Here is a 22,915-nt window from a genome sequence, read left to right on the forward strand (position 1 = left end):
AAGAAAAATGAACCACTTAATTATTTTTGCTCATCCTAATTCTAAGCGTAGTTTTGGGCGAGCGATTGCTAATCGTATTGAGCAAATTAGTCAAGAAAATGGTGTAAATGTATTTTTTCGTGATCTTTATGAAATGAATTTCAATCCAATTTTATCTCATGAAGAATTGCAGAATGCTAACAAAGGTATTATTCCAGAAGATATTCAGCAAGAGCATGATTTTATTCTTCAAGCGGATTTAATTACGTTGGTTTATCCCCTTTGGTGGATGGGCTTTCCAGCAATATTGAAAGGTTATTTAGATCGCGTATTAAGTCATGGCTTTGCCTATAAAACGGAAAACGGCGAATCAGTGGGATTGCTCAAAAATAAGCAAATGCAGCAATTTATTACGATTGGCAGTAATGTTGATAAATATAAAGAATTTGGTGTAGATAAGTCCCTCAATCATTGTTTGATTAATGGACTGTTTAATTACTGTGGCATTGAAAATGTTGAGTTTGAATTATTCGGTGATATTCATTTAATTGATGATGAGGCGCGTAAAGCAATGATTGAACTTGCCGCTCAAAAAACACAAGAAAAATTGACCGCATTTTTAAAGGAAAAAGCGTAATGTCTGAAAAACAAATTAATAATTTTTCATTAATTAGTCGATTATTCGGTAATCTTTTTTATCGTTCTCCTACCGATGAAGTACTTGCAGGCGCGTTCACTTGGTTGCAACAAAAAGGTTTGAGTCAAGTTTGGGCGTTAGATACTGATAAAGAGAGTGAATTAGCGCTGAATAGCTTACAAGTTAAAATTGATCTCAATTTATTGAATCAAGAGTATCAAAAATTATTTGGTACCAGTGGTAAAGTTATGACTGCTATTTCAGCTTATGACATTGATGTTGAAGAATTTATGAATTTTCGCCTTGTACGCAATATGCCAGAGGTGGAAAGTGCGGATCATTTTGCCTTATTATTGCTTACAGCTTCTTGGCTTGAAGATAATTCGGATTCTTTAGTGGCTCAACAAGAATTCTTTGAAACTTTTTTATTACCTTGTGCAGCGAAGTTTTTAACTCAAGTAGAAAATCAAGCAACTTTGCCTTTTTATCGTGCATTGGCCCTTCTTACACGAGAAATATTGGCGGCAATGGCGGATGAATTGGAAGAAGAGTAGGCAATATTTTGCTTTCCTCTAAGTCTTGAGGAAAGCAAGAAATATTTTATAGATAGGTTACAAAATCTTTTGTATCGATAACACGACATTCACGTTCGGCTTTTTCCATGCCTATGCCAATCATGACTAACGCAATCACACGATCTTGTTCACGACATCCGAAAGCTTCTCGTAATGCAGTGCCATTAACCCATTTCCCTGAAATCCACACATTATCAAACCCTTGTGATTGTGCAGCCAGTTGTAATCCATAAGTTGCACAGCCTGCACTCAACATTTGTTCCCATCCAGGTACTTTAGCAATAGTTGGATCTATCTTTGCTACGACACCAATGACCATAGGCGCTCGATGTGCTAAATTTTCAGCTTTATTTAATTTTTCTTCACCCAAATCAAATTCCACAACGGCTGCTTTAAGTAGCGTTTCCAATTTATTTAATCCATCATTTTCCATTACAACAAAATGATAAGGATGTAATTTCCCATGAGCTGGTACGTGCATTGCTGCTTGGAGAATAAGTTCAAGTTGTTCTGTATTAGGCGCAGGTGCGGTCAATTTTTTGTTTGATTTTCTTGTTGTTAAAAGAGTTAACGCATCCATTTTATTATCCCTTATAAGTAAAAGTGCGGGTCATTATAGCATAGTTTTTGACAAAGCTTTGTGATACGCTAGCGCAAATTTTTTAAAGGTAATTTGTATGTTTCGAGTATTAAAATTATGTTGGAAAGCGCTATGTTTCATTCGTGATCTTGTGATGAATGTTGTGTTTTTAGGCTTTGTACTATTGCTAGTGGTGATTATTAGCTTTTCAAGCGGAGGAAAAAAATCTACAACATTAACAGGGGAAGGCGCGTTATTACTGAATTTAGATGGCTATCTAGCGGACAACCGAAATGAAACACTTCGTTGGCAAGATGCGTTAAGCGAATTGAATGGCGAGCACGTCCCTCGAAAAATTTCGACGTTTGATGTGGTATTTGCCATTAAACAAGCGGAAGATGATCCTAAAATTAAAGGATTAGTACTCTATCTTAATTATTTTGAAGGGGCAGATTTACCCGCATTAGATTTTATTGGTGGCGCTATCAGCCAGTTTAAAAATGCAGGAAAACCAGTGATCGCCTATGCGGATAATTATTCTCAAGGACAATATTATTTAGCGAGCTTTGCTGATGAAATTTATTTAAATTCAATTGGAAGTGTGGATATTCACGGTTTATCGCAAGAGAATTTGTATTTCAAAGAAATGCTCGACAAATTAGCCGTTACACCACATATTTTCCGCGTGGGAACGTATAAATCAGCAGTTGAACCATTTTTACGCAACGACATGTCTCTTGAGGCAAAAGCAAATATGCAGCGTTGGTTAGGTGAAATGTGGAATAATTATGTTTTATCCGTCAGCGAAAATCGTAAGATTAAGAAAGATAACGTTTTGCCGAATGCGAAACAATATTTATCGGATCTTAAAGCATTAAAAGGCAATAGTACCGCTTATGCCCAACAACGTGGATTAGTAACCGATGTTGTAACTCGTTTGGATTTAGATAAAAAACTTACCGCACTTTTTGGGAAAGGGAGTGACGGGAAAGCGAATCTCATTGAACTTGATGATTATTTGACTCAACTGCCTGATCGTTTAGAACATTACAATGTACCGAATAAAATTGCAGTCGTGAATGTTGAGGGAACGATTGTAGATGGTGAAAGCGATGAAGAAAATGCTGGTGGTGATACTATTGCACGAATTCTCCGTAAAGCTTACGATGACAACTCAGTAAAAGCCGTTGTTTTACGAGTCAACTCACCGGGCGGTAGTGCTTTTGCTTCAGAAATTATCCGACAAGAGACTGAAAATTTACAGAAAATCGGTAAGCCAGTGATTGTTTCTATGGGGGCTATGGCCGCATCTGGTGGTTATTGGATTTCATCCATTGCGGATTATATTATTGCCGATGCAAACACCATTACGGGCTCTATCGGTATTTTCGCGATGTTCCCGACTTTTGAAAATAGCATTAAGAAAATAGGCGTGAATGCAGACGGTGTTTCAACCACTGAATTAGCTAATACATCCGCATTTTCTCCGTTAGTAAAACCAGTGCAAGATATTTATCAAACAGAAATTGAGCATGGTTATGACAGATTTTTAGAGATTGTCAGCAAAGGCCGCCAGCTTTCTAAAACACAAGTAGATAAACTGGCTCAAGGTCAGGTTTGGTTAGGCAGTGATGCATTCCAAAATGGTTTAGTGGATGAAATTGGTTCTTTTAATGAAGCGGTCAATAAAGCAGAACAATTAGTGAATCAACGCCAAGATACTGCCGTGCAAGATTTTAGTGTGGAATGGTTTACAGATGATAACGTTAGTTTAATTAGCACTTTATTGCGCGACACGAAAAAAGGGGCGCAAGAGCAGTTAGTTAAATGGCTTGGTCTGCCGGATCCAATTCAAAAATTACAAAAAGAATTGAATGTATTAACTAAATTTAATGATCCTAAAGGTCAATATTTGTATTGTTTGAATTGCGGGAAGGTTAAGTAATAATTGAAAAAGGGCAGAATTAAATCTGCCCTTTCGCTTATAAAATATACGCTTCTTGAATATGATGTGGTTTTTGCTCTTCTTCTGGTGGAAGTTTCATATATTCTCCATAATATTGCGTTAAGTGTTCGTGATATCCATTCATTACTTGAAATTGTCGTCCTTCAAATTCTTTATAAATAACGTGATTAAAATATTCCTTTGGCATATAAGATTTTTGCCATCCTCCGCAATCGTCATAATCAGATAATACAAGACCAATATAATCGCATTGTTTTATCGGATATGTTATTTGAAATTGCTCTAGATTTTTTTGCATTTTGGAAAATATTAAATGGCTCAATTTATTAAGTATTGCTTTCCATAAGGTATTTTCTTTTTCTCTTAACCATCTTTTCTTGCAAGAATAGAAACGGCGATGAGTTCTTCTATATTTTTTCATAAAAGAGCAGATGATCTTTGGATCATTTGGCACCCCATCATAGATGAATATATCTATAAACATTGCGCTTTTTTTTCCATCAATTTCGGTTATTTGAGTACGACAATCAAAGATTTTTGCCATTTCTCCAGTCTTTTGAGCAAGTATGTCTTCTGCCGTTTCAATATTGTAGTATTCGTGAGTTTCTTGAAACCAAACATCAACGAACCTTTGATATTCATCGCGGTGCATATAAACATCAATGTCATCATCCCAAGGGATAAAACCTTTGTGGCGTATTGCACCGATTAATGTTCCACCACCAAGAGAATAGCTAATTTTATATCGTTCACACAGAGCGTGGAAATAATCTAAGATGTCTAGACAAACGAGTTGTTGTTCTCTAAGTGTCAATTTTTTCATTATTTTTCCTTGTTTGGTGTAAGTTTTTGTAAAATATGACGATAATCATCAAGGTTATCCATTTCAAATATATCATCACTGTTAAGTTGTTCCGTATAGATATTCAATTTCTCTATATATTCCATTGGAATTGTGTCCCAATAAAGTTTTGGATTTTTTAACCGCACTTCATTTAAGTAATCTTTGATTAAATTTAGAATGGTATTGCAATCCTGTGTAGTCCAGAATGATATTCCTGACAAACTGGGTTGATTCAGTGAACCAATATCAATACGTATTACTTGCCCATTGCTATTTAAAATCGGTAGCCACTCATTATGCGTTTTAGAACGGATAACCGTGAAATATTTGCTGTGTGATGGCTTAGTTAGAAAAATATTTCGATTAAGTACAACATCCGCATCAATCACATAACAATCATTAAAGAAGTCTCGAGCTAGAGAGAAGGAATAAATACTATTGTATTCTCTATATTTTTCATTATGAATTAGAGTGCAACTATATTTTTCTTGTAGATAATTGAATTGTTCATGTAAATACCCTGTAACAATGACAATATTGTCGATATTTGCTTTACGTAGAAAAGTGAGTGTCCGTTCTAAGTTAGGTGTTCCATGAATATCTAATAGAGCTTTATGAGTGGTTTGTGTGATTTCTTTAAAGCGGCTGCCTAGGCCTGCGGCTAAAATGATTGCATTCATTTTTGTTCCCCTTTGTAATAAAGTGTAACGATCACTCCTGCACTTAATAATAAGGTGAGTAGTAAGGTAATGGGCTTAATTGGCTGTTTATAGAGCAGATAACCAAGTCCAATTGCCCATACAGAATATGTGATATTTAATGCCATTGCTTTGATTGGTTTTAACATATAAATCGCTTGGTAATAGCAGTAGTAAGATAATGCACCAAAGATTATTACACCAGCAATTTGTACATAATTAAAACTAAGTATATCTAGTGAGAAATCTTTCAAGGAAAGAATAAATAGAATCAATAAATAACCAATAGTTGAACCACATAGTCTTAAAAAATACACTTGAAGTCCAGAGAGAGAACGCATTGTATAGGAGGATATTACTATTTCGGATGACCACCCTAATATACAAATTATTAAAAAAATAAAACCGATGGTATTAAAGGTTATTTCTTGTCCTACTTCAATAGCAAGCAACGAAGAAGAAATAATAGCCAAAGCAAACCCGAATTGGGCTGTTTTGGTAATTTTTTCTTTTAGAATCCAATAAGACATCAGTGCGGCTAAAACTGGGAATAGAGAAGAAAGCGGTGCTGCATAATATATTGTTAAATAGTGGATGCTTAATAAATATGCCGACATCCCCAATGGCCCGCCGAATACTCCCGATAATACGGGGGACCAAAAAATCTTTTGAAAATTAACCGCTCCTCTTCGCCACAATGTTATGCCTATTGCAAGCAATGAAAAAAAATCAATTAAAAAGAGTAATGAAATTACTTTTCCCAGCGCAGAGAATCCACTTAATGGTAATTCGTTATACAGAAGTCCAGATAATGCCCAAAATATAGCGGATAGTATTCCAAATAGATAACCGTGCATCACAGTAATTCCTCTAAAAGTTTAAATGCAGCATCCAAGCGTTTTATTGCATAATCGCCAAAATCTTCACCATGTTCTTCTTTTACTTTTGTCCATAAAAACCATAGTACATTTTGGCAAAAACGATGAATTTTTAATCGGTTATGGGCTGTTTGAAGTTCTGTCGAATTGTATTTATTTGTATGATTGCAATAGACTTCTAATAGAAAATCAGCAGCTTCTATTGATAAATTACCTTCCTCAATGATCGTCGCTATATCAAATAACGGATCATTTAAGCCTGAATATTCCCAGTCGATAAAAAATAACTGGTTGTCTTGCAATAGCATATTTTCAGGGACTAAATCATTATGACATGGACGTAAAATTAAGCCTTTATTGATATTTTCAAACTGCCAGAATACAGTTGAAAGTTTATTCATTCTAGGATTTGCTTGAAAAAAAGCGGATTTGTTTTCTAACAATGAAAAATACTGGCGAAACTCATCAAATACACTAAACACATTGCGGAAAATAAATTCACTGTTGTGTAAACGATATAAATTATTCGCAACTAGAGACAAACAACTTTGTTCGTTTAATTGCGTTTGACTTAAAGGCTTGCTATTGTCTAAATAACGAGTCAGTTTTACCCCACTTTTTGCATCCAATACGGGAGTTTCTACATTTAAACCAGCACGATATGCCTGTGCATTATTGAATGCCTCATATTCTCGATTAATAAGTGATAAATTAACAGCGTTAGGGATCCGCAATACAAACTTCATCCCTGAAATATCAAGTAGAACATTTTGATTGGTCATTCCCCCAATATAAGAAAAAGGAATGGAATGTTGATTAAGAAAATCAAACAGTTTTTCTGGTTTATAGCAAGTTTTAACAAATTCTATAATTTGATTGATTGATTGATTGATTGATTGATTGATTGATTGATTGATTGATTGATTGATTGATTGCATGGCATTTTTGTATTCATTCTTATATTTACGCTTTATTTAATTTTAATACTTCAAAGTTATTTTTGTAAGATATTGAATCTTATCAATTTATTCAACTTTTGAACCTTTCAACCACTTTCTCACCCAAGCTCGATTAGCTGAAAGGTTATGTAATATGGCCTCGCTTATTGGTAATGGCTCGTCATAAATGATTGAAGCTAAGGTATCGCCTAAGAGTGGGGCGGAGGTCAGCCCGCGAGAACCTAAGGCTGCCGTTAAAAAAAGATTCTGAAAATTTGCCGCACTTTGAATAGGTTGTTTGCGGCGGCGGAGGTTGAATAAATTGTAATAATTCGCTTGTTGCTGTTCAAAATTAGGTACGTTTCCAACCATTGGGGCAAGATCTCTTACAGAGCAGCGGATGCCTATACGAGCAAGATTGCCTGATGTATCCACATCTTGAGTCCAAGGTTGGGCGATATTTTGTTGGATTTTTTGTTGATTTTCTTGTTGTTCCTGTTCGCTAAAATGGCGATCAACGTTATCACGAACATGGCTTGCGCCGATGCAATGTGAGGTTTTTAATTGATCGGCTGGGGTGAGATAACCATCATAACAAAGTACAGATTTCAGTTTGAGTAAGTTTTCTGATGTTGGAATTTGGCTGACTTGCCCGCGGATAGGGTAGAGCGGTAGCTTTTTTGTTTGAACAAAATCAGTAATTTTATATCCGTTCGCAAGAATGACGACTTCATGGCGGTATTTTTGACCTTGCGTATTTTCTAGTTCCCAACCTTTTTCTTGTTGAGAAAGTGCGGTAATTTTTTGTGAGGTTTTAATGGCGACACCCTGCTTTTCAAGAAATGAAAAGGAATTTTGAACAAATTGTCTTGGCGCAAGCCAAGCCCCTTGTTCAATCCAACCTCCTTCGCAATTAAGCGGTAATCCCACTTTTTCACTTAGCTGTTCAGCATTCAGCATTTGGAAGATTTCGCTCGGCAAACCAAGTTGAGAAATCTTTGTTAATTTGACCGCACTTTTTTCGTTGTAAGCACATAGTGCAACGCCACAAAATTCGTGTTCAAACGCTATGTTTTGTGCGATTGCGCAATCAAGTAATTGGCGACCGTAGCTGAAAGCGTGCAGGTAAAAATCAATGGTGAGCGTATTATCATCGCTAAGTTGTGGATAAAACGCGCCTTGTTTATTGCCCGAAGCATTAAGTGCGAGCACATCATCTTCACAATAAATAGTGACTTTTGCCCCACGCTTTACTAAGGAAATGGCAGCGCAAAGAGAGGCAATACCACCGCCGATAATAGCGACATCTTGTTTTTCCATTTTAGCAGGCTGAGCAAGATACCAAGGTGTGGAAAGCGCGGTAGATTTTGAGTGTATTTTTAGCCCACTTAAACATTCCCGTTTTTTGTCGAAGCCTTTACGTTTTGTCACGTTAAAGCCTGCGGATTCAAGTCCTTTTCTGACCGAACTTGCTGCGGTGAAGGTAGCAAAAGAACCATTTGTTTTCGTGAAACGAAACATCAAGTTATAGAGATCATCATTCCACATTTCAGGATTTTTGCTCGGCGCAAAGCCATCTAAAAACCAAGCATCAATACGTTCATTCATATAATCGCCAAGTTGTGGCAAGTTTTCTGATATATCACCAAACCATAAATCTAATGTTGTCTCTCCAAAATGGATACGATGGCAACCGAGAATCAATGAAGGCCAATAATGTTGCAAATGAACGCTTAAATCTTCAAACTGAGGATAGGCAAGATGCGCTTGCGAAAGTGCGGTAATTTTTAGCGGATATTTTTCAAAGGAAATAAAATTAAGGCGTTTTAAAGGATGATTCTCGTGTTGCTGGCGAAATTCACGGAACAATTTGGTTGCCGCAAAGAAATTTAATCCTGTACCAAATCCTGTTTCAGCGATGACAAAATTAGCCTCGTTGTGGCTTATCCAACGTTCCCAAAGTTGATTACCTAGCAAAAAAACATAATTTGTTTCTGCCAATCCATTTTCGTTAGAAAAATAGATATCATCGAATTGATCTGAGACGGGAATATGGTTTTGATTGAAGTGAATCTCAGCATGTTGCACGCTAAAGGTCATTTTTTATTCCTTCCTTGCCTAATGAAATTTGCGTATAATAACGCGATTTTCTAAACTGGTCGAACAAATGAATTATTGCTTGAAATATTTTTATTTCGTAGTAATTTTGAGCCGTTATTTTTACATATAAAACAATAAGGAAGAAGCAATGAGAAGAGCTGTAATTACAGGCTTTGGGATTATTTCAAGTATCGGTAACAACAAAGAAGAAGTATTGGCTTCATTAAAAGCAGGGAAATCAGGTATTGAAGTTGTGCCTGAATTTGTAGAAATGAATATGCGTAGCCATGTTGCCGGAACAATCAAATTAAACCCAAGCGAGCACATTGATCGTAAAGTGTTCCGTTTTATGGGTGATGCAGCAGCTTATGCTTATCTTTCTATGCGTGAAGCGATTGAAGATTCTGGCTTAACAGAAGATCAAGTTTCTAATGATCGTACCGGTTTAGTGATTGGTGCAGGTACGGGTTCTGCACATAATCAGTTAGTGGCGTGTGATGCAGCTCGTGGTCCTCGTGGTGTAAAAGCGATTGGTCCTTATGCGGTAACGAAAACCATGGCATCAAGTGTTTCAGCTTGTTTAGCTACACCTTATAAAATTCGTGGTGTGAACTATTCAATCAGTTCTGCTTGTGCAACTTCTGCGCATTGTATTGGTCATGCGGTTGAGTTAATTCAATTAGGCAAACAAGATGTGGTTTTTGCTGGTGGTGCGGAAGAATTATCTTGGGAATGTGCTACTGAGTTTGATGCGATGGGTGCAGTTTCAACTAAATACAATGACACGCCAGAAAAAGCATCTCGTGCTTATGACGCAAACCGTGACGGTTTCGTGATTGCTGGTGGTGGTGCTGTTGTAGTGGTTGAAGAATTAGAACATGCACTTGCTCGTGGTGCAAAAATCTACGCTGAAATTGTAGGTTATGGCGCAACTTCTGATGGTTACGATATGGTGGCACCAAGTGGTGAAGGTGCAGAGCGTTGTATGAAACAAGCAATGGCAACTGTCGATACCCCAATTGATTACATCAACGTACACGGTACATCTACACCAGTAGGTGACGTGAAAGAATTAGGTGCAATCAAAAATGTATTTGGTGATAAAGTCCCAGCGATTTCTTCAACTAAATCAATGACCGGTCACTCTTTAGGTGCGGCGGGTGCACACGAAGCAATTTACACGTTATTAATGTTGGATAATGATTTTATTGCACCAAGTATTAATATCGAAACCTTAGATGAAGCTGCTGAAGGTTGCAATATCGTTACTGAGACGAAAGAAAATGCAGGATTACAAACGGTAATGTCAAATAGCTTTGGTTTTGGTGGTACAAATGCAACACTAATTTTTAAACGTTATAACGGTTAAAATTCGTCTATGAAAAAAGCCACTTTCGATTGAAAGTGGCTTTTTTGTAAATTAAAAAGAAAAATTAAGCAACGATACCAAATTGTTCTTTCATTAATGCTTCAAAATCAGTGCAACCACCGATTGGTTTTTCATCAATAAAGATTTGAGGTACAGTTTCTACTGGTTTACCAACAGATTTTGATAAATCTTCTTTAGTAATGCCTTCTGCGTGAATATCCACATAACGATAGTCAAAATCAGCAACTTCTCCTTTTAATTTTTCAGCAAGGTTTTTTGCACGCACACAGTAAGGGCAGCCAGGACGACCAAAAATAACAACGAACATAAGATTTCCTTTTTTGAGTTAAAAATTCTAGGCAATTCTACCTGATTTTTATCGTCTACATAAAGTGTTTTTATTCGTGTAATATACGGAACACCGTAGACAATGAGTTAAATATTATGAAATTACTAATGCTTTGCCGCGAACCTCGTCTTTACAGTTGCCAACGCTTAAAAGAAGCTGCTGAACATCAAGGGCATGAGATGGATATTTTAGATCCGAATCGTTGCCTCTTAAAACTCTCGCAAAATACACCGCACTTTCAGATTTTTTATCAAGAAACTTCAGAATCGGATCCTTATTTATTGCCTGATTATGATGCTGTTTTGCCTCGATTTGGTACAACAAGTACACAAATTGGATGCTCAGTCTTACAGCATTTTGAAGGCAAAGGGACTTTTTGTTTAAATTCATCCCAGGCATTTTTAAATGCACGTGATAAGTGGAAAAGTTTGCAACTTTTGCTGAAGGCTGGTGTTCCTGTTCCCAATTCACTTTTAAGTGGCGGTGAAGTACAAGCTCAGACGACGATACCTCATATCAGTTCGCCGACAATTTTAAAAACACTAAATGGTTCACAAGGAATTGGGGTGATTTTGGCTGAAAAACCACAAAGTGCGGTGAGCATTATGGAAGCTTTTAAGCAAACCAATATATCTATGCTACAGCAAGATTTTATTGAAGAAGCGGGCAATGCGGATATTCGTTGTTTTGTAATTGCTGATCAAGTTGTAGCAACGATGCAGAGAATTGGTCAAGATGGTGAGTTTCGGGCGAATTGCCATCGTGGTGGAAAAACCGAAAAAATTACCCTAAGCGATGAAGAAAAGCAGCTAGCCATTCAAGCAACAAAAGCTATCGGTTTAGATGTGGCTGGCGTGGATTTAATTCGTTCGAAAAATGGATTATTGGTTTTAGAGGTAAATGCAAGTCCAGGTTTAGAAATGATTGAAAAAACAAGCGGGATTGATATTGCGTTACAGATGATAAATTATGTTGAAAAGCAGATTCATTTGAATAAGAAAAATAAATAAAATTTGATATTTTTATAGCCTTATTATTCATACCAATTTTTATACACATCTTCTAATAACCTCACTATCAAAAGTTCGGTCATTTTTCTTTGAGTTTTCTCAGAATATTAAAAAATTATCTAAAACCTGTTTTATATCAAAAAATCCACAGAATTTATAAGCCTATGTTCTTTATTTAGGCGTATTATATTACTCGGAATGAGTAATTCATTCTGGTTATCTAAAATAAGGACATTACTATGGCAATTAAAAAAGTGATTACTGTCTGTCCGTATTGTGCTTCAGGTTGTAAGATCAATCTATTGGTTGAGAACAACAAAATTGTGGGTGCTGAAGGTGCAAACGGTAAAACAAACGAACGGGAGCTTTGCCTGAAAGGATATTATGGCTGGGATTTCGTGCATGACACAAAAATCCTCACTCCTCGCCTAACTCAACCGATGATTCGCTACAAACGTGGCGAGCCGTTCACGCCTGTGAGCTGGGAAGAAGCAATTTCCTATTCTGCAAAACGTTTACAAGAAATTAGAGAAAAATATGGCAACGAGTCAATTATGGTAACGGGTTCTTCTCGTGGACCAGGTAACGAAGTGAATTTCGTTATGCAAAAATTTGCTCGTGCGGTATTAGGCAATAACAACATTGACTGTTGTGCACGTGTCTGACATGGCCCATCTGTAGCAGGTCTGCTCAAATCAGTGGGTAATGGCGCGATGTCTAACTCAATCGTTGAGATTGAAGACACTAAATGCGTATTTATCTTTGGCTATAATGCCTCAACGTCTCATCCTATTGTGGCGCGTCGTATTAACCACGCGAAAGCAAAAGGGGCGAAGATTATTGTTTGTGACCCTCGTAAAATTGAAACCGCTCGTATTGCTGATATTTATGCGCCACTTGCCAATGGTAGTAACGTCGCATTTTTGAATGCAATGATGAACGTGATTCTTGAAGAAGGATTACAAGATCAAAAATTTATTGATGAACATACCGAAAATTTCGATGCGTTCTATGAAACTGTAAAAGCTTATACACCTGAATCAACTCAACATATCACTGGCATTGAGCCTGAAATGTTGAGAGAAATTGCCCGCACTTATGCGAAAGCGGAAACTGCTACTATCTTATGGGGTATGGGCGTTTGCCAATTCCGTCAAGGTGTAGAAACTGTACGTGCGTTGGCAAGTTTAGCAATGCTTACTGGTAACTTAGGTAAACCAAATGTTGGTGTAAATCCTGTGCGTGGTCAAAACAACGTACAAGGCGCATGTGACATGGGGGCTTTATATAATACTTTACCTGGTTATCAAAGCTATGCGGATCCAGAAATCAACGCTAAATTTGCGAAAGCATGGGGCGTACCATCTATTCCAACCAAACCAGGTGTACCATTGAGTGAAGTGCCACATGCTGTGGCAGAAGGTAAACTCAAAGCATTCTATATTATGGGTGAAGATACTTTACAAACTGAACCTGATTTGAATGCCATGAAACAAACATTTAAAGATCTTGAGTTTATTATTGTTCAAGATATCTTTATGACTCAAACGGCAGCGGAAGCGGATGTGATTTTACCAGCAACATCTTGTGCAGAACACGAAGGTGTTTATAGTGCGGCTGACCGTGGTTTCCAACGTTTCTATAAAGCGGTGGATCCTGTTGGTGATGTGAAAGACGACTGGGAAATCATTAGTCTTATGGCACAAGCTTTGGGTTATCCAATGCATTACAACAACACCAAAGAAATTTGGGATGAGTTGCGTGAGCTTTGCCCAATTTATAAAGGTGCAACTTACGAAAAAATGGAAGGCTTGGGTTATATTCAATGGCCATGTACAGATGAAGGCCCTGAAGATCAAGGCACTACATACTTGTATAAAGGTCAAATTTTTGACCGTCCAAATGGTAAAGCAGAGTTCTTTGCTTGCGACTGGGAACCACCTATGGAAGAAGTCTCTGAAGAATATCCATTAGTGCTTTCTACCGTGCGTGAAGTTGGTCATTATTCTTGCCGTTCAATGACGGGTAACTGCCGTGCACTTGCTGCGTTGGCAGACGAACCAGGATTTGTTCAAATGAACGACCAAGATGCGAAAGCGTTAGGCATTAAGAATAATGAGCTTGTTTGGATTTCTTCATCTCGTGGTAAAGTTATATCTCGTGCGGATGTAAGTTCTCGTACTAATAAAGGTGCGTGTTATATGACTTACCAATGGTGGATCGGAAAATGTAACGAACTCACGGCTGAACATTTAAATCCGGGATCTCGTACTCCGGAATATAAATACAGCGCGGTGCGTATCGAAAAAATTGAAGATCAACGTTGGGCTGAGCACTATGTTGTAACTGAATATACTAAGCTTAAATCACGCTTAAAAGAAACCGCACTTGTGGCTTAATTATAATATTTATCATGATTAGGACAGGCTTTATGCCTGTCCTTTTTTGTGTCTAATGAAATATGATATTGGTAAGAATATTTGAAATGTTAAAAAGAGCGGTTTATTCAAAGGCAATTTCTTTAATACGTAATTCATCACCGCTTTGTCGTTGCAAGTGTATGCTGCCACAGTTTGGGCAAGAATCATGGTGAGCTTGTATCTCAACTAATTTTTGGCACTGCCAACACCAGGCTTGCGCTGCAATAGGAATGAGATGAAGTTTACAGCCTTCAGCAGCGGTACCTTGAAAGGTTATATCAAAACAAAATTCCAATGCGTCAGGTTCTACACAAGAGAGGGCACCAATTTCCAGCCAAAGATCCGTAACTTTTTTTATATCGTGACTTTTACATTGTTGTTCTACTATTTCCAGCATATTTTGACAAAGAGACAATTCGTGCATAGTTTTTCCTTTTGTTTTTCTTCCTTAAAATAAATGCCTTTATCAATTCAAGATAAAGGCATTTCTCTAAAACATTGTCAATTTCAACCGCACTTTACGCGAGCATATTTACTACAGCAAATGAGACTTTTAATAGCGCAGCGTTGATTAAGTCGATAAAGAATGCACCGACCATAGGAACGATTAAAAATGCTTTGTGTGATGGCCCAAAACGGCTGGTAATGGCTTGCATATTTGCAACGGCTGTTGGCGTTGCACCTAAACCGAAACCACAGTGACCAGAGCTTAATACAACCGCATCATAATCTTTACCCATTGCGCGATAAGTAACATAGATAGCAAATATCGCCATAAAGATAACTTGTACTGCAAGGATGATTAATACATCTACCGCTAAGCCTGCAAGTTCCCAAAGTTTTAACGACATTAAGGCGATAGCTAAGAAGATTGATAAACCAACGCTACCTAATACATCAATAGCTGAATCAGCCACTTGGAAACGGAAGATATTGGTTAAAATATTGCGGATAATTACACCAGTAAATAAACACCATACGAATGTTGGTAATTGGAATGCGGTGCCTTTTGTTTGTGCATCTAAATATTGTCCGATAAGCAAACAGATAGACATCATTGCAATAGTTTCAATTAACGAACGTGAAGTAATTTTACGTTTGTAAGTTGGATGTTCAAAAGCCTCTTGAATATCATCTACTTCATCATTTTCAGGATTTTCACCTTGTTTTTGACGATTTAATAAGAAACGTGCAACAGGGCCACCGATGATACCACCAAAGACTAAACCAAAGGTTGCACATGCCATTGCAATTTCAGTTGCACCTTGTAGATTAAATTGGTGAACGAAGGTATCTGCCCATGCAGCACCAGTACCATGACCGCCAGTTAATGTGACTGAACCTGCTAATAAACCGTATGCTGGGTGGATACCTAATGCTAATGAACCTGCGATACCGATGATATTTTGGCAAATAATTAGTAAACCAGCGACGAACAAAAATACGATAAGTGGTTTTCCGCCTTTAATTAAACGGGAAAAGTTTGCGCTTAAACCAATGGAAGTGAAGAACACTAACATCATGGTAGTTTGCAAATTTTTATCGAAGTTAAAGGATGTACCATCTACTTTATTCCAAATTAAAAGACCAATAGCAACAATAAAACCACCAACAACCGGCTCGGGAATGTTGAATGTTTTTAAGATGCTGATTCGTTTAACGAGAAAATAACCCAAGAGCAAGACTAAGCTTGCTAGTGCAAGGGTTTCATACGTGCTAAATGTATGACTCATAAATTGGATCTCCCTATGTTGTGTTTAAATTATGTGTTGTGTTGCGGTTCGATTATCACTATTTCAACATTTGTATGTAATCCACGTGGTAATGTCGAACCTTTTCTGCCTCGTTCAGCTCGGAACTTCTGCAGATCTTCCGGTTTTAATACAATTTTTCGTTTTCCGGAATGAAATTCAAGACTTGCTTGATCTGAAATAAGCAATAATTTCACTAACAATTCGCTGCGCTCTTTTGCATTTGCGGCAGGAATTGTCACAATTTTATTGCCTTTGCCTTTTGATAATGCCGGTAAATCTTTTGCCGAGAAAATCAACATTCTGCCAGCAGATGTCATAGCGACAACAAGTGCGGTGGCACTCGCCAGCGTCTTAGGCTCCATCACTTTGGCATTTTCCGGTAAAGAAATCAAGGCTTTTCCTGCTTTATTGCGTGCAATTAAATCTTCAAATTTACAAATAAAACCATAACCCGCATCAGAAGCCATCAATAATTCTTGTTGTTCACTCGCCATTACGACATATTCAATGGTCGCACCAGCTGGTAAATTTAGTTTACCTGTGAGTGGTTCACCTTGCGAACGCGCGGAAGGTAATGAAAGCGGATCGAGTGCATAACTTCGCCCCGTACTATCAATGAATACAACAGCTTGATTACTCTTGCCACAAGCGTGAGCTCTATAATTATCACCTGCTTTATAGCTTAATGATTTTGGATCAATATCGTGTCCTTTAGCACAACGTACCCAGCCCATTTCTGATAAGATGACAGTGACAGGCTCTGCTGGCGTCATGTCACTTTCAGAGATCATTTTGGCTTCTTCACGTTCGACCAGTTGAGACATCCGTGGGCTGGCATATTTTTTCGCATCTTCTTGAATTTCTTTTTTGATAAGCGTATTCAAACGGCGTTCTGAGCCTAAAATTGCTTCTAAATTTAACCGCTCTTTTTCAAGTTCATCTTGTTCAGCTTTGAGTTGGTTTTCTTCTAATTTCGCTAAATGACGTAAGCGTAAATTTAAAATTGCATCAGCTTGTTCATCGCTTAAATTAAAGCGTGTCATAAGCTCTGCTTTTGGATCATCTTCATGACGTATAATTTCGATAACCTCATCAATATTTAAAAAGGCTATCATCAAACCTTCTAAAATATGCAAGCGAGAGAGTACTTTATCTAAGCGATATTGAAGGCGACGAGTTACGGTTGTGCGACGGAAGGTAAGCCATTCATTTAAGATTTCTAATAAGCCTTTTACCGCAGGTTTATGATCAAGTCCGATCATATTCATATTTACACGGTAGCTTTTTTCAAGATCTGTGGTAGCAAATAAATGTGCCATTAACGCATCGGTATCGACGCGATTTGAGCGAGGAACTAGCACAATGCGAATTGGATTTTCGTGATCGGCTTCATCTCGAATATCTTCTAGCATTGGCAGTTTTTTTGCCGTCATTTGTTCGGCTATTTGTGCAATAACTTTGGATGGCGAAGATTGATGTGGAAGCGCTGAAATAATAATTTCACCGTCTTCTTTTTTCCAAGTTGCACGCATTTTTATTGAGCCACGGCCTTGCTCATAAATTTTACGAATTTCTGATTTTGGCGAAATAATTTCTGCTTCTGTTGGAAAATCTGGGCCTTGAACAATTTCAAGTACATCGTCTAATCCCGCTTTAGGATTATCTAGCAACATTACTGCCGCATCAGCAATTTCATTAATATTGTGTGGTGGAATATCGGTCGCCATCCCCACCGCAATACCTGTTGTGCCGTTCAATAAAATATGAGGTAAACGAGCAGGTAAATATTGCGGTTCAGCCAAGGTTCCATCAAAGTTTGGTTGGTAATCTACTGTTCCTTGCCCGAGTTCACTCAACAAGATTTCAGAGATTTTAGATAGGCGCGATTCCGTATAACGCATGGCTGCGAAGGATTTTGGATCATCTGGTGCCCCCCAGTTACCTTGACCATCTACAAGCGGATAACGATAAGAGAAAGGTTGTGCCATTAACACCATTGCTTCATAACAAGCGCTATCACCATGTGGATGGAATTTACCGAGTACATCACCGACGGTACGGGCAGATTTTTTGTATTTTGCCGTGGCATTCAAGCCAAGTTCAGACATCGCATATACGATACGGCGTTGAACGGGTTTTAAACCATCGCCGATAAAAGGTAACGCACGATCCATGATGACATACATGGAATAGTTGAGATAAGCCCTTTCTGTGAAGGTGCGTAGAGGCATTTGCTCAATGCCTTCATAATTGATATTTGTCATTTTGGTTTCTGTTAATTGAATAGATTCTTAATTTATTAAAATTCGGATTTACTGAGATTAATTTAGTCTAAACAGATAAATCAACCTGATCGCCTTTTGCTTGTAACCAATTTTTACGGTCTTCGGAACGTTTTTTCGCTAATAACATATCCATCAGTTCTAATGTATCCGCGCTTTGGTCTTCCTCTAAATCATAAGTTAATTGAACAAGGCGACGAGTATTAGGATCCATTGTTGTTTCACGTAATTGTGATGGATTCATTTCACCTAAACCTTTAAAACGTTGAACATTCGGTTTGCCTTTTTTATTTTTCAACCGATCTAAAATCGCCTCTTTTTCACTTTCATCTAATGCGTAGAAGACTTCTTTATTTAAGTCAATCCGATAAAGTGGTGGCATAGCCACATAAACGTGACCGTCTTGTACCAATTTTGGAAAATGACGTAAGAACAGGGCACAGAGTAGGGTGGCAATGTGAAGACCATCGGAATCAGCATCCGCTAGAATACATACTTTACCATAGCGAAGTTGTGATAAATCATTGCTGTCAGGATCGATCCCTAGGGCCACAGCGATATCGTGAATTTCTGTTGAACCTAATACTTGATCAGGTGAAACTTCCCATGTATTTAAGATTTTTCCACGTAACGGCAAAATCGCTTGATACTCGCGATCACGCGCTTGTTTTGCTGAGCCGCCCGCAGAGTCGCCCTCTACTAAAAATAATTCTGTTTTTTCTAAATCTTGTGAGCCACAATCAGCTAATTTTCCTGGTAATGCAGGGCCGCTAACGAGTTTTTTTCGTACCACTTTTTTTGCTGCGCGTAATCGGCGTTGTGCAGAACTAATGGCAATTTCTGCTAATTTTTCAGCATCTTGTACATTTTGATTTAGCCATAGACTGAACGCATCTTTTAAAACACCGCTGACAAACACCGCACTTTGGCGTGATGATAAGCGTTCTTTAGTCTGCCCTGCGAATTGCGCATCTTGCATTTTAAGGGAAAGAATGTAAGAACAACGATCCCAAATATCATCAGCGGTAAGTTTTACGCCGCGTGGTAATAGATTTCTAAATTCGCAAAATTCTCGAATGGCATCTAGTAAACCTTGACGTAAGCCATTCACATGTGTTCCACCTTGAATAGTCGGAATTAAGTTTACGTAGCTTTCGCCAATCAGTTCGCCACCTTCTGGCAACCAAAGTAATGCCCAGCTAACCGCTTCATTTGTTCCTTTAAATTCACCAACGAATGGTTTTTCCGGAAGGGTTTCAAAACCGTTAACTGCTTCGATAAGGTAATCGGAAAGACCATCTTCATATAACCAAATATCTTGAGTATTGTTTACTTTATCAATGAATTTGATTTCAAGCCCTGAGCAGAGGACTGCTTTCGCTCTTAATAAATGGCGTAGGCGGCTAACAGAAAATTTTGCGCTGTCAAAATATTTTGGATTCGGTTTGAAGTGAACTGTTGTTCCCGTTGTGCGTCTACCACAAGTCCCAATAACTTCCAATTCTTCTACTTTATTGCCGTTTTCAAAGGCAATTTTATACACTTCACCATTACGTTTGACTTGAATATCCACGCGTTCAGAAAGCGCATTCACCACAGAAATCCCCACACCGTGTAAACCACCGGCAAATTCATAATTTTTATTGGAGAATTTACCACCCGCATGTAGTTTAGTCAGGATTACTTCTACGCCAGAAACGCCTTCCGTAGGATGAATATCCACAGGCATACCGCGACCATTATCTGTGACTTCAATAGATTGATCTGGGTGTAAAATTACTTCAATTTTTGTGGCAAAACCCGCGAGGGCTTCATCCACGCTGTTATCAATAACTTCTTGTGCGAGGTGATTCGGACGAGTGGTGTCTGTATACATACCGGGGCGAATTTGCACCGGCTCGAGATCTTTAAGAACGGTAATTTCTTGAGCTGAATAATTGCTTGTCATGGTTAGAAGTCGTTAATTTTTTAAATTTGAGAAAATTCTATCAAAAAGTGCGGTGATATTCGACCGCACTTTTAATCGTATAAACTAGGCGTATTTTCATCTGGACGCGTTTTAAAACGGCGATGTAGCCACATGTATATTGTTATGTCCTTCATTATTTCCTTTTCAACGATTTGATTCATTCGCGCAGCAATCGTCGTTTCATCTTGTAAATCTGTAAAATCAACAGGCGCTGAAATACTCACGGTATAGCCTGAGCCATCTTTATTGCGTAATGGCGCAAATGGAATTACTTTGCTATTTGGTGAGGATTTCAATAAATAATAACTACCAGTGGTTGTGCAAGCATCGGGCACCGCAAAAAAGGGTACAAAAATGGCATTTTTTCTGCCGTAATCGTGATCAGGTGCATACCAAATCGTTTCTTCATTGCGTAAAGCTTTGATCATTCCGCGTAAATCTTTACGATCAAGCATATCTTTATTAGAACGTAAACGGCCTTGTGTTTGTAGCCAATCAAGCAAAGGATTATCATTTGGACGATAAACACCAATGCCGGGATGATGCAAACCAAGAATGCGTGCGCCAAGTTCTAGCGTTAGGAAATGAACACCGACGAGAACAATTCCATCTTTTTGATTTTCTTTTAGGTAATGTAACCCTTCAACTTTTGACCATTTTTTGATACGTGAATCCGACCAAAACCAAGCTATGCCAGTTTCGATAATTGCCATTCCTACTGAGCGGAGATTTTCTTGCAAAATTGCCTCACGCTCGTTTTCAGGCATATCAGGGAAACAAAGTTCAAGATTACGGCGTGCAATGGCAGCTCGACGTTTACCCACTTTTAAATGTGAAAACAGCCACCCGAGACCATTACCAATATGGCGCAAAATAGGGTAGGGAAGACATAAAATACTTCGCCAAATTGCCACGCCTAACCAAAACAGCCAGTATTTTGGGGCTAAAAAGTGCGGTTGAAATTGAGGGAGTTTTTCGTTTTTCATTGTTCTTTCCACGTAAGTTAGGGGCGTAGTTTATCGTAAATTTGAGTTGTGGTAAAATCACCACAATTTTGGTTATTCAAATAGAGAGATTTTAAAATGGCTCAATATTCAGCAGAATTTAAGCAAGCAAAAGTACTCGTATTAGGCGATGTGATGCTTGATCGTTATTGGTTCGGCGCAACCAATCGTATTTCACCAGAAGCACCAGTACCAGTGGTTCGTGTACAGGAAAATGAAGAGCGCGCGGGTGGTGCAGCAAATGTGGCGATGAATATTGCTTCACTTAATGTACCTGTTCAGTTAATGGGATTGATTGGACAAGATGAAACAGGTTCTGCACTTTCCCTCTTATTAGAAAAACAAAAAATCGATTGTAATTTTGTTGCATTAGAGACCCATCCAACCATTACTAAATTACGTATTTTATCTCGTCACCAACAGTTACTTCGCCTTGATTTTGAAGAAGATTTTAATAATGTAGATTGCAAGGATTTATTAGCGAAGTTAGAAAGTGCGGTGAAAAATTACGGTGCTTTGATTCTTTCTGATTACGGCAAAGGCACGCTTAAAGATGTTCAGAAAATGATTCAAATTGCACGCAAAGCGAATGTGCCTGTGTTAATTGATCCAAAGGGAACTGATTTTGAACGCTATCGTGGTGCGACATTATTGACACCAAATATGTCTGAATTTGAAGCTGTCGTGGGCAAATGCAATACAGAAGAGGAGATTATTGAGAAAGGTTTAAAATTAATTTCTGATATTGAATTAACTGCACTTTTGGTGACGCGTTCTGAAAAAGGGATGACATTATTACGCCCAAATCAAGAACCCTATCATTTGCCAACCGTTGCAAAAGAAGTATTTGATGTGACGGGAGCTGGTGACACTGTCATTAGCGTATTAGCAACTGCATTAGCAGATGGACGTTCTTTCGAAGAATCTTGTTACCTAGCCAATGTGGCCGCTGGGATCGTGGTGGGTAAATTGGGGACTTCAACGGTTTCGACCGTGGAACTTGAAAATGCGATTCATGCTCGTCCTGAAACAGGATTTGGCATTATGAGTGAAGCTGAATTAAAAGATGCTGTCACACAAGCTAAAGCGCGCGGTGAAAAAATTGTGATGACTAATGGCTGTTTCGATATTTTGCATCCAGGGCATGTTTCTTATTTAGAAAATGCACGAAAATTAGGCGATCGTCTAATTGTTGCAGTAAACAGCGACGATTCAGTTAAACGCTTAAAAGGTGATAGTCGCCCAATTAACAACCTTGAAACTCGTATGGCGGTACTGGCTGGTTTGGCATCCGTGGACTGGTTGGTGCCATTCACTGAAGATACACCACAACGTTTAATCGGCGATATTTTACCGGATTTATTGGTAAAAGGCGGCGATTACAAACCAGAAGAGATTGCAGGCAGTAAAGAAGTTTGGGCAAACGGCGGTGATGTTAAAGTGCTAAACTTTGAAAATGGTTGTTCAACAACAAATGTGATTGAAAAAATTAGGACATTAAAAGAGTAGACTGTAGGAAATAGAATTTTCTGTAAATATTGCATCTACGATTTTTTATGTTGT

19 protein-coding genes are annotated in these 22,915 nt (G+C 38.1%); 7 read left to right on the top strand and 12 right to left on the bottom strand.

Annotated features, from left to right (window positions below; all coding sequences use genetic code 11):
- Positions 1-7: 7 nt before the first annotated feature.
- Together AC6H22_RS02745 and AC6H22_RS02750 are read left to right on the top strand one after the other, a co-directional pair.
- Positions 8-616, top strand: a complete 609-nt coding sequence (locus AC6H22_RS02745) for an NAD(P)H-dependent oxidoreductase (RefSeq protein ID WP_046952943.1) — start codon at positions 8-10, stop codon at positions 614-616.
- Positions 616-1,170: a TorD/DmsD family molecular chaperone gene (locus tag AC6H22_RS02750; RefSeq protein WP_046952944.1), complete on the top strand. Its 555-nt coding sequence runs from the start codon at positions 616-618 to the stop codon at positions 1,168-1,170. The genes AC6H22_RS02745 and AC6H22_RS02750 overlap by 1 nt, the downstream gene beginning before the upstream one ends.
- A 46-nt stretch (positions 1,171-1,216) precedes the next feature.
- Here AC6H22_RS02750 and AC6H22_RS02755 read toward each other — a convergent pair whose 3' ends face one another.
- Positions 1,217-1,771: an NAD(P)H nitroreductase gene (locus AC6H22_RS02755; protein WP_497515298.1), complete on the bottom strand. Its 555-nt coding sequence runs from the start codon at positions 1,769-1,771 to the stop codon at positions 1,217-1,219.
- Between the two features lie 97 nt (positions 1,772-1,868).
- On the opposite strand from AC6H22_RS02755, the gene sppA reads away from it, so the two are divergent.
- A complete protein-coding gene (gene sppA, locus AC6H22_RS02760) occupies positions 1,869-3,716 on the top strand; it encodes a signal peptide peptidase SppA (protein WP_497513365.1) in 1,848 nt (615 codons plus the stop codon).
- A gap of 37 nt (positions 3,717-3,753) precedes the next feature.
- Here sppA and AC6H22_RS02765 read toward each other — a convergent pair whose 3' ends face one another.
- From AC6H22_RS02765 to mnmC, 5 genes are all read right to left on the bottom strand, one after another.
- On the bottom strand, positions 3,754-4,560 hold the full coding sequence (locus tag AC6H22_RS02765) for a LicD family protein (protein ID WP_046952946.1): 807 nt from the start codon (positions 4,558-4,560) through the stop codon (positions 3,754-3,756).
- Complete coding sequence (locus AC6H22_RS02770; RefSeq protein ID WP_114892620.1) at positions 4,560-5,261, bottom strand: NTP transferase domain-containing protein; 702 nt, start codon at positions 5,259-5,261, stop codon at positions 4,560-4,562. Before AC6H22_RS02770 ends, AC6H22_RS02765 begins: the two co-directional genes overlap by 1 nt.
- Positions 5,258-6,136 carry a DMT family transporter gene (locus AC6H22_RS02775; protein WP_046952948.1) on the bottom strand — a complete coding sequence of 293 codons (879 nt, stop codon included), beginning with the start codon at positions 6,134-6,136 and terminating at the stop codon, positions 5,258-5,260. The genes AC6H22_RS02770 and AC6H22_RS02775 overlap by 4 nt, the downstream gene beginning before the upstream one ends.
- Complete coding sequence (locus tag AC6H22_RS02780; RefSeq protein WP_497515301.1) at positions 6,136-7,095, bottom strand: phosphotransferase; 960 nt, start codon at positions 7,093-7,095, stop codon at positions 6,136-6,138. Before AC6H22_RS02780 ends, AC6H22_RS02775 begins: the two co-directional genes overlap by 1 nt.
- An 87-nt stretch (positions 7,096-7,182) precedes the next feature.
- Positions 7,183-9,195 carry a bifunctional tRNA (5-methylaminomethyl-2-thiouridine)(34)-methyltransferase MnmC2/FAD-dependent 5-carboxymethylaminomethyl-2-thiouridine(34) oxidoreductase MnmC1 gene (gene mnmC, locus AC6H22_RS02785; RefSeq protein ID WP_497515303.1) on the bottom strand — a complete coding sequence of 671 codons (2,013 nt, stop codon included), beginning with the start codon at positions 9,193-9,195 and terminating at the stop codon, positions 7,183-7,185.
- Between the two features lie 148 nt (positions 9,196-9,343).
- Here mnmC and fabB point away from each other — a divergent pair, with 148 nt between their 5' ends.
- Positions 9,344-10,564 carry a beta-ketoacyl-ACP synthase I gene (gene fabB / locus AC6H22_RS02790; RefSeq protein ID WP_497515305.1) on the top strand — a complete coding sequence of 407 codons (1,221 nt, stop codon included), beginning with the start codon at positions 9,344-9,346 and terminating at the stop codon, positions 10,562-10,564.
- A 64-nt stretch (positions 10,565-10,628) separates the two neighbouring features.
- On the opposite strand, the gene AC6H22_RS02795 is transcribed toward fabB, so the two are convergent.
- Entirely contained in the window at positions 10,629-10,892 is a 264-nt protein-coding gene (locus AC6H22_RS02795; protein WP_005628952.1) for a GrxA family glutaredoxin, read from the bottom strand.
- 116 nt (positions 10,893-11,008) lie between these two features.
- Here AC6H22_RS02795 and AC6H22_RS02800 point away from each other — a divergent pair, with 116 nt between their 5' ends.
- Positions 11,009-11,923: a RimK family alpha-L-glutamate ligase gene (locus AC6H22_RS02800; protein WP_005628948.1), complete on the top strand. Its 915-nt coding sequence runs from the start codon at positions 11,009-11,011 to the stop codon at positions 11,921-11,923.
- 239 nt (positions 11,924-12,162) lie between these two features.
- Complete coding sequence (gene fdhF / locus AC6H22_RS02805) at positions 12,163-14,322, top strand: formate dehydrogenase subunit alpha (RefSeq protein WP_230599556.1); 2,160 nt, start codon at positions 12,163-12,165, stop codon at positions 14,320-14,322.
- Between the two features lie 103 nt (positions 14,323-14,425).
- Here the strand turns inward: fdhF and hypA are convergent, their stop codons facing one another.
- The 5 genes from hypA to htrB all read right to left on the bottom strand — a co-directional run bounded on the left by hypA (position 14,426) and on the right by htrB (position 21,334).
- A complete protein-coding gene (gene hypA, locus AC6H22_RS02810) occupies positions 14,426-14,767 on the bottom strand; it encodes a hydrogenase maturation nickel metallochaperone HypA (RefSeq protein ID WP_005633520.1) in 342 nt (113 codons plus the stop codon).
- 94 nt (positions 14,768-14,861) lie between these two features.
- Entirely contained in the window at positions 14,862-16,076 is a 1,215-nt protein-coding gene (gene gltS / locus AC6H22_RS02815) for a sodium/glutamate symporter (RefSeq protein ID WP_005628939.1), read from the bottom strand.
- Between the two features lie 29 nt (positions 16,077-16,105).
- The gene (gene parC / locus AC6H22_RS02820) at positions 16,106-18,361 is read right to left on the bottom strand and encodes a DNA topoisomerase IV subunit A (protein ID WP_118816831.1); all 2,256 of its coding nucleotides are present in this window, start codon (positions 18,359-18,361) and stop codon (positions 16,106-16,108) included.
- A gap of 67 nt (positions 18,362-18,428) precedes the next feature.
- Positions 18,429-20,327, bottom strand: a complete 1,899-nt coding sequence (gene parE, locus AC6H22_RS02825) for a DNA topoisomerase IV subunit B (RefSeq protein ID WP_005628935.1) — start codon at positions 20,325-20,327, stop codon at positions 18,429-18,431.
- Positions 20,328-20,398: 71 nt separating this feature from the next.
- A complete protein-coding gene (gene htrB / locus AC6H22_RS02830) occupies positions 20,399-21,334 on the bottom strand; it encodes a lipid A biosynthesis lauroyl acyltransferase HtrB (protein ID WP_046938793.1) in 936 nt (311 codons plus the stop codon).
- A 96-nt stretch (positions 21,335-21,430) separates the two neighbouring features.
- Here htrB and hldE point away from each other — a divergent pair, with 96 nt between their 5' ends.
- Positions 21,431-22,861, top strand: a complete 1,431-nt coding sequence (gene hldE, locus AC6H22_RS02835) for a bifunctional D-glycero-beta-D-manno-heptose-7-phosphate kinase/D-glycero-beta-D-manno-heptose 1-phosphate adenylyltransferase HldE (protein ID WP_005628930.1) — start codon at positions 21,431-21,433, stop codon at positions 22,859-22,861.
- The last annotated feature ends 54 nt before the right edge of the window (positions 22,862-22,915 follow it).

It is taken from the genome of Haemophilus sp. THUN1690, from assembly GCF_059704375.1.

Excerpts from the sequence above, each read along its gene's own strand:
- AC6H22_RS02745 (WP_046952943.1), top strand. The coding sequence starts at position 8 with ATGAACCACTTAATTATTTTTGCTCATCCTAATTCTAAGCGTAGTTTT.
- AC6H22_RS02750 (WP_046952944.1), top strand. The coding sequence starts at position 616 with ATGTCTGAAAAACAAATTAATAATTTTTCATTAATTAGTCGATTATTC.
- AC6H22_RS02755 (WP_497515298.1), bottom strand. The coding sequence starts at position 1,771 with ATGGATGCGTTAACTCTTTTAACAACAAGAAAATCAAACAAAAAATTG.
- sppA (WP_497513365.1), top strand. The coding sequence starts at position 1,869 with ATGTTTCGAGTATTAAAATTATGTTGGAAAGCGCTATGTTTCATTCGT.
- AC6H22_RS02765 (WP_046952946.1), bottom strand. The coding sequence starts at position 4,560 with ATGAAAAAATTGACACTTAGAGAACAACAACTCGTTTGTCTAGACATC.
- AC6H22_RS02770 (WP_114892620.1), bottom strand. The coding sequence starts at position 5,261 with ATGAATGCAATCATTTTAGCCGCAGGCCTAGGCAGCCGCTTTAAAGAA.
- AC6H22_RS02775 (WP_046952948.1), bottom strand. The coding sequence starts at position 6,136 with ATGCACGGTTATCTATTTGGAATACTATCCGCTATATTTTGGGCATTA.
- AC6H22_RS02780 (WP_497515301.1), bottom strand. The coding sequence starts at position 7,095 with ATGCAATCAATCAATCAATCAATCAATCAATCAATCAATCAATCAATC.
- mnmC (WP_497515303.1), bottom strand. The coding sequence starts at position 9,195 with ATGACCTTTAGCGTGCAACATGCTGAGATTCACTTCAATCAAAACCAT.
- fabB (WP_497515305.1), top strand. The coding sequence starts at position 9,344 with ATGAGAAGAGCTGTAATTACAGGCTTTGGGATTATTTCAAGTATCGGT.
- AC6H22_RS02795 (WP_005628952.1), bottom strand. The coding sequence starts at position 10,892 with ATGTTCGTTGTTATTTTTGGTCGTCCTGGCTGCCCTTACTGTGTGCGT.
- AC6H22_RS02800 (WP_005628948.1), top strand. The coding sequence starts at position 11,009 with ATGAAATTACTAATGCTTTGCCGCGAACCTCGTCTTTACAGTTGCCAA.
- hypA (WP_005633520.1), bottom strand. The coding sequence starts at position 14,767 with ATGCACGAATTGTCTCTTTGTCAAAATATGCTGGAAATAGTAGAACAA.
- gltS (WP_005628939.1), bottom strand. The coding sequence starts at position 16,076 with ATGAGTCATACATTTAGCACGTATGAAACCCTTGCACTAGCAAGCTTA.
- parC (WP_118816831.1), bottom strand. The coding sequence starts at position 18,361 with ATGACAAATATCAATTATGAAGGCATTGAGCAAATGCCTCTACGCACC.
- parE (WP_005628935.1), bottom strand. The coding sequence starts at position 20,327 with ATGACAAGCAATTATTCAGCTCAAGAAATTACCGTTCTTAAAGATCTC.
- htrB (WP_046938793.1), bottom strand. The coding sequence starts at position 21,334 with ATGAAAAACGAAAAACTCCCTCAATTTCAACCGCACTTTTTAGCCCCA.
- hldE (WP_005628930.1), top strand. The coding sequence starts at position 21,431 with ATGGCTCAATATTCAGCAGAATTTAAGCAAGCAAAAGTACTCGTATTA.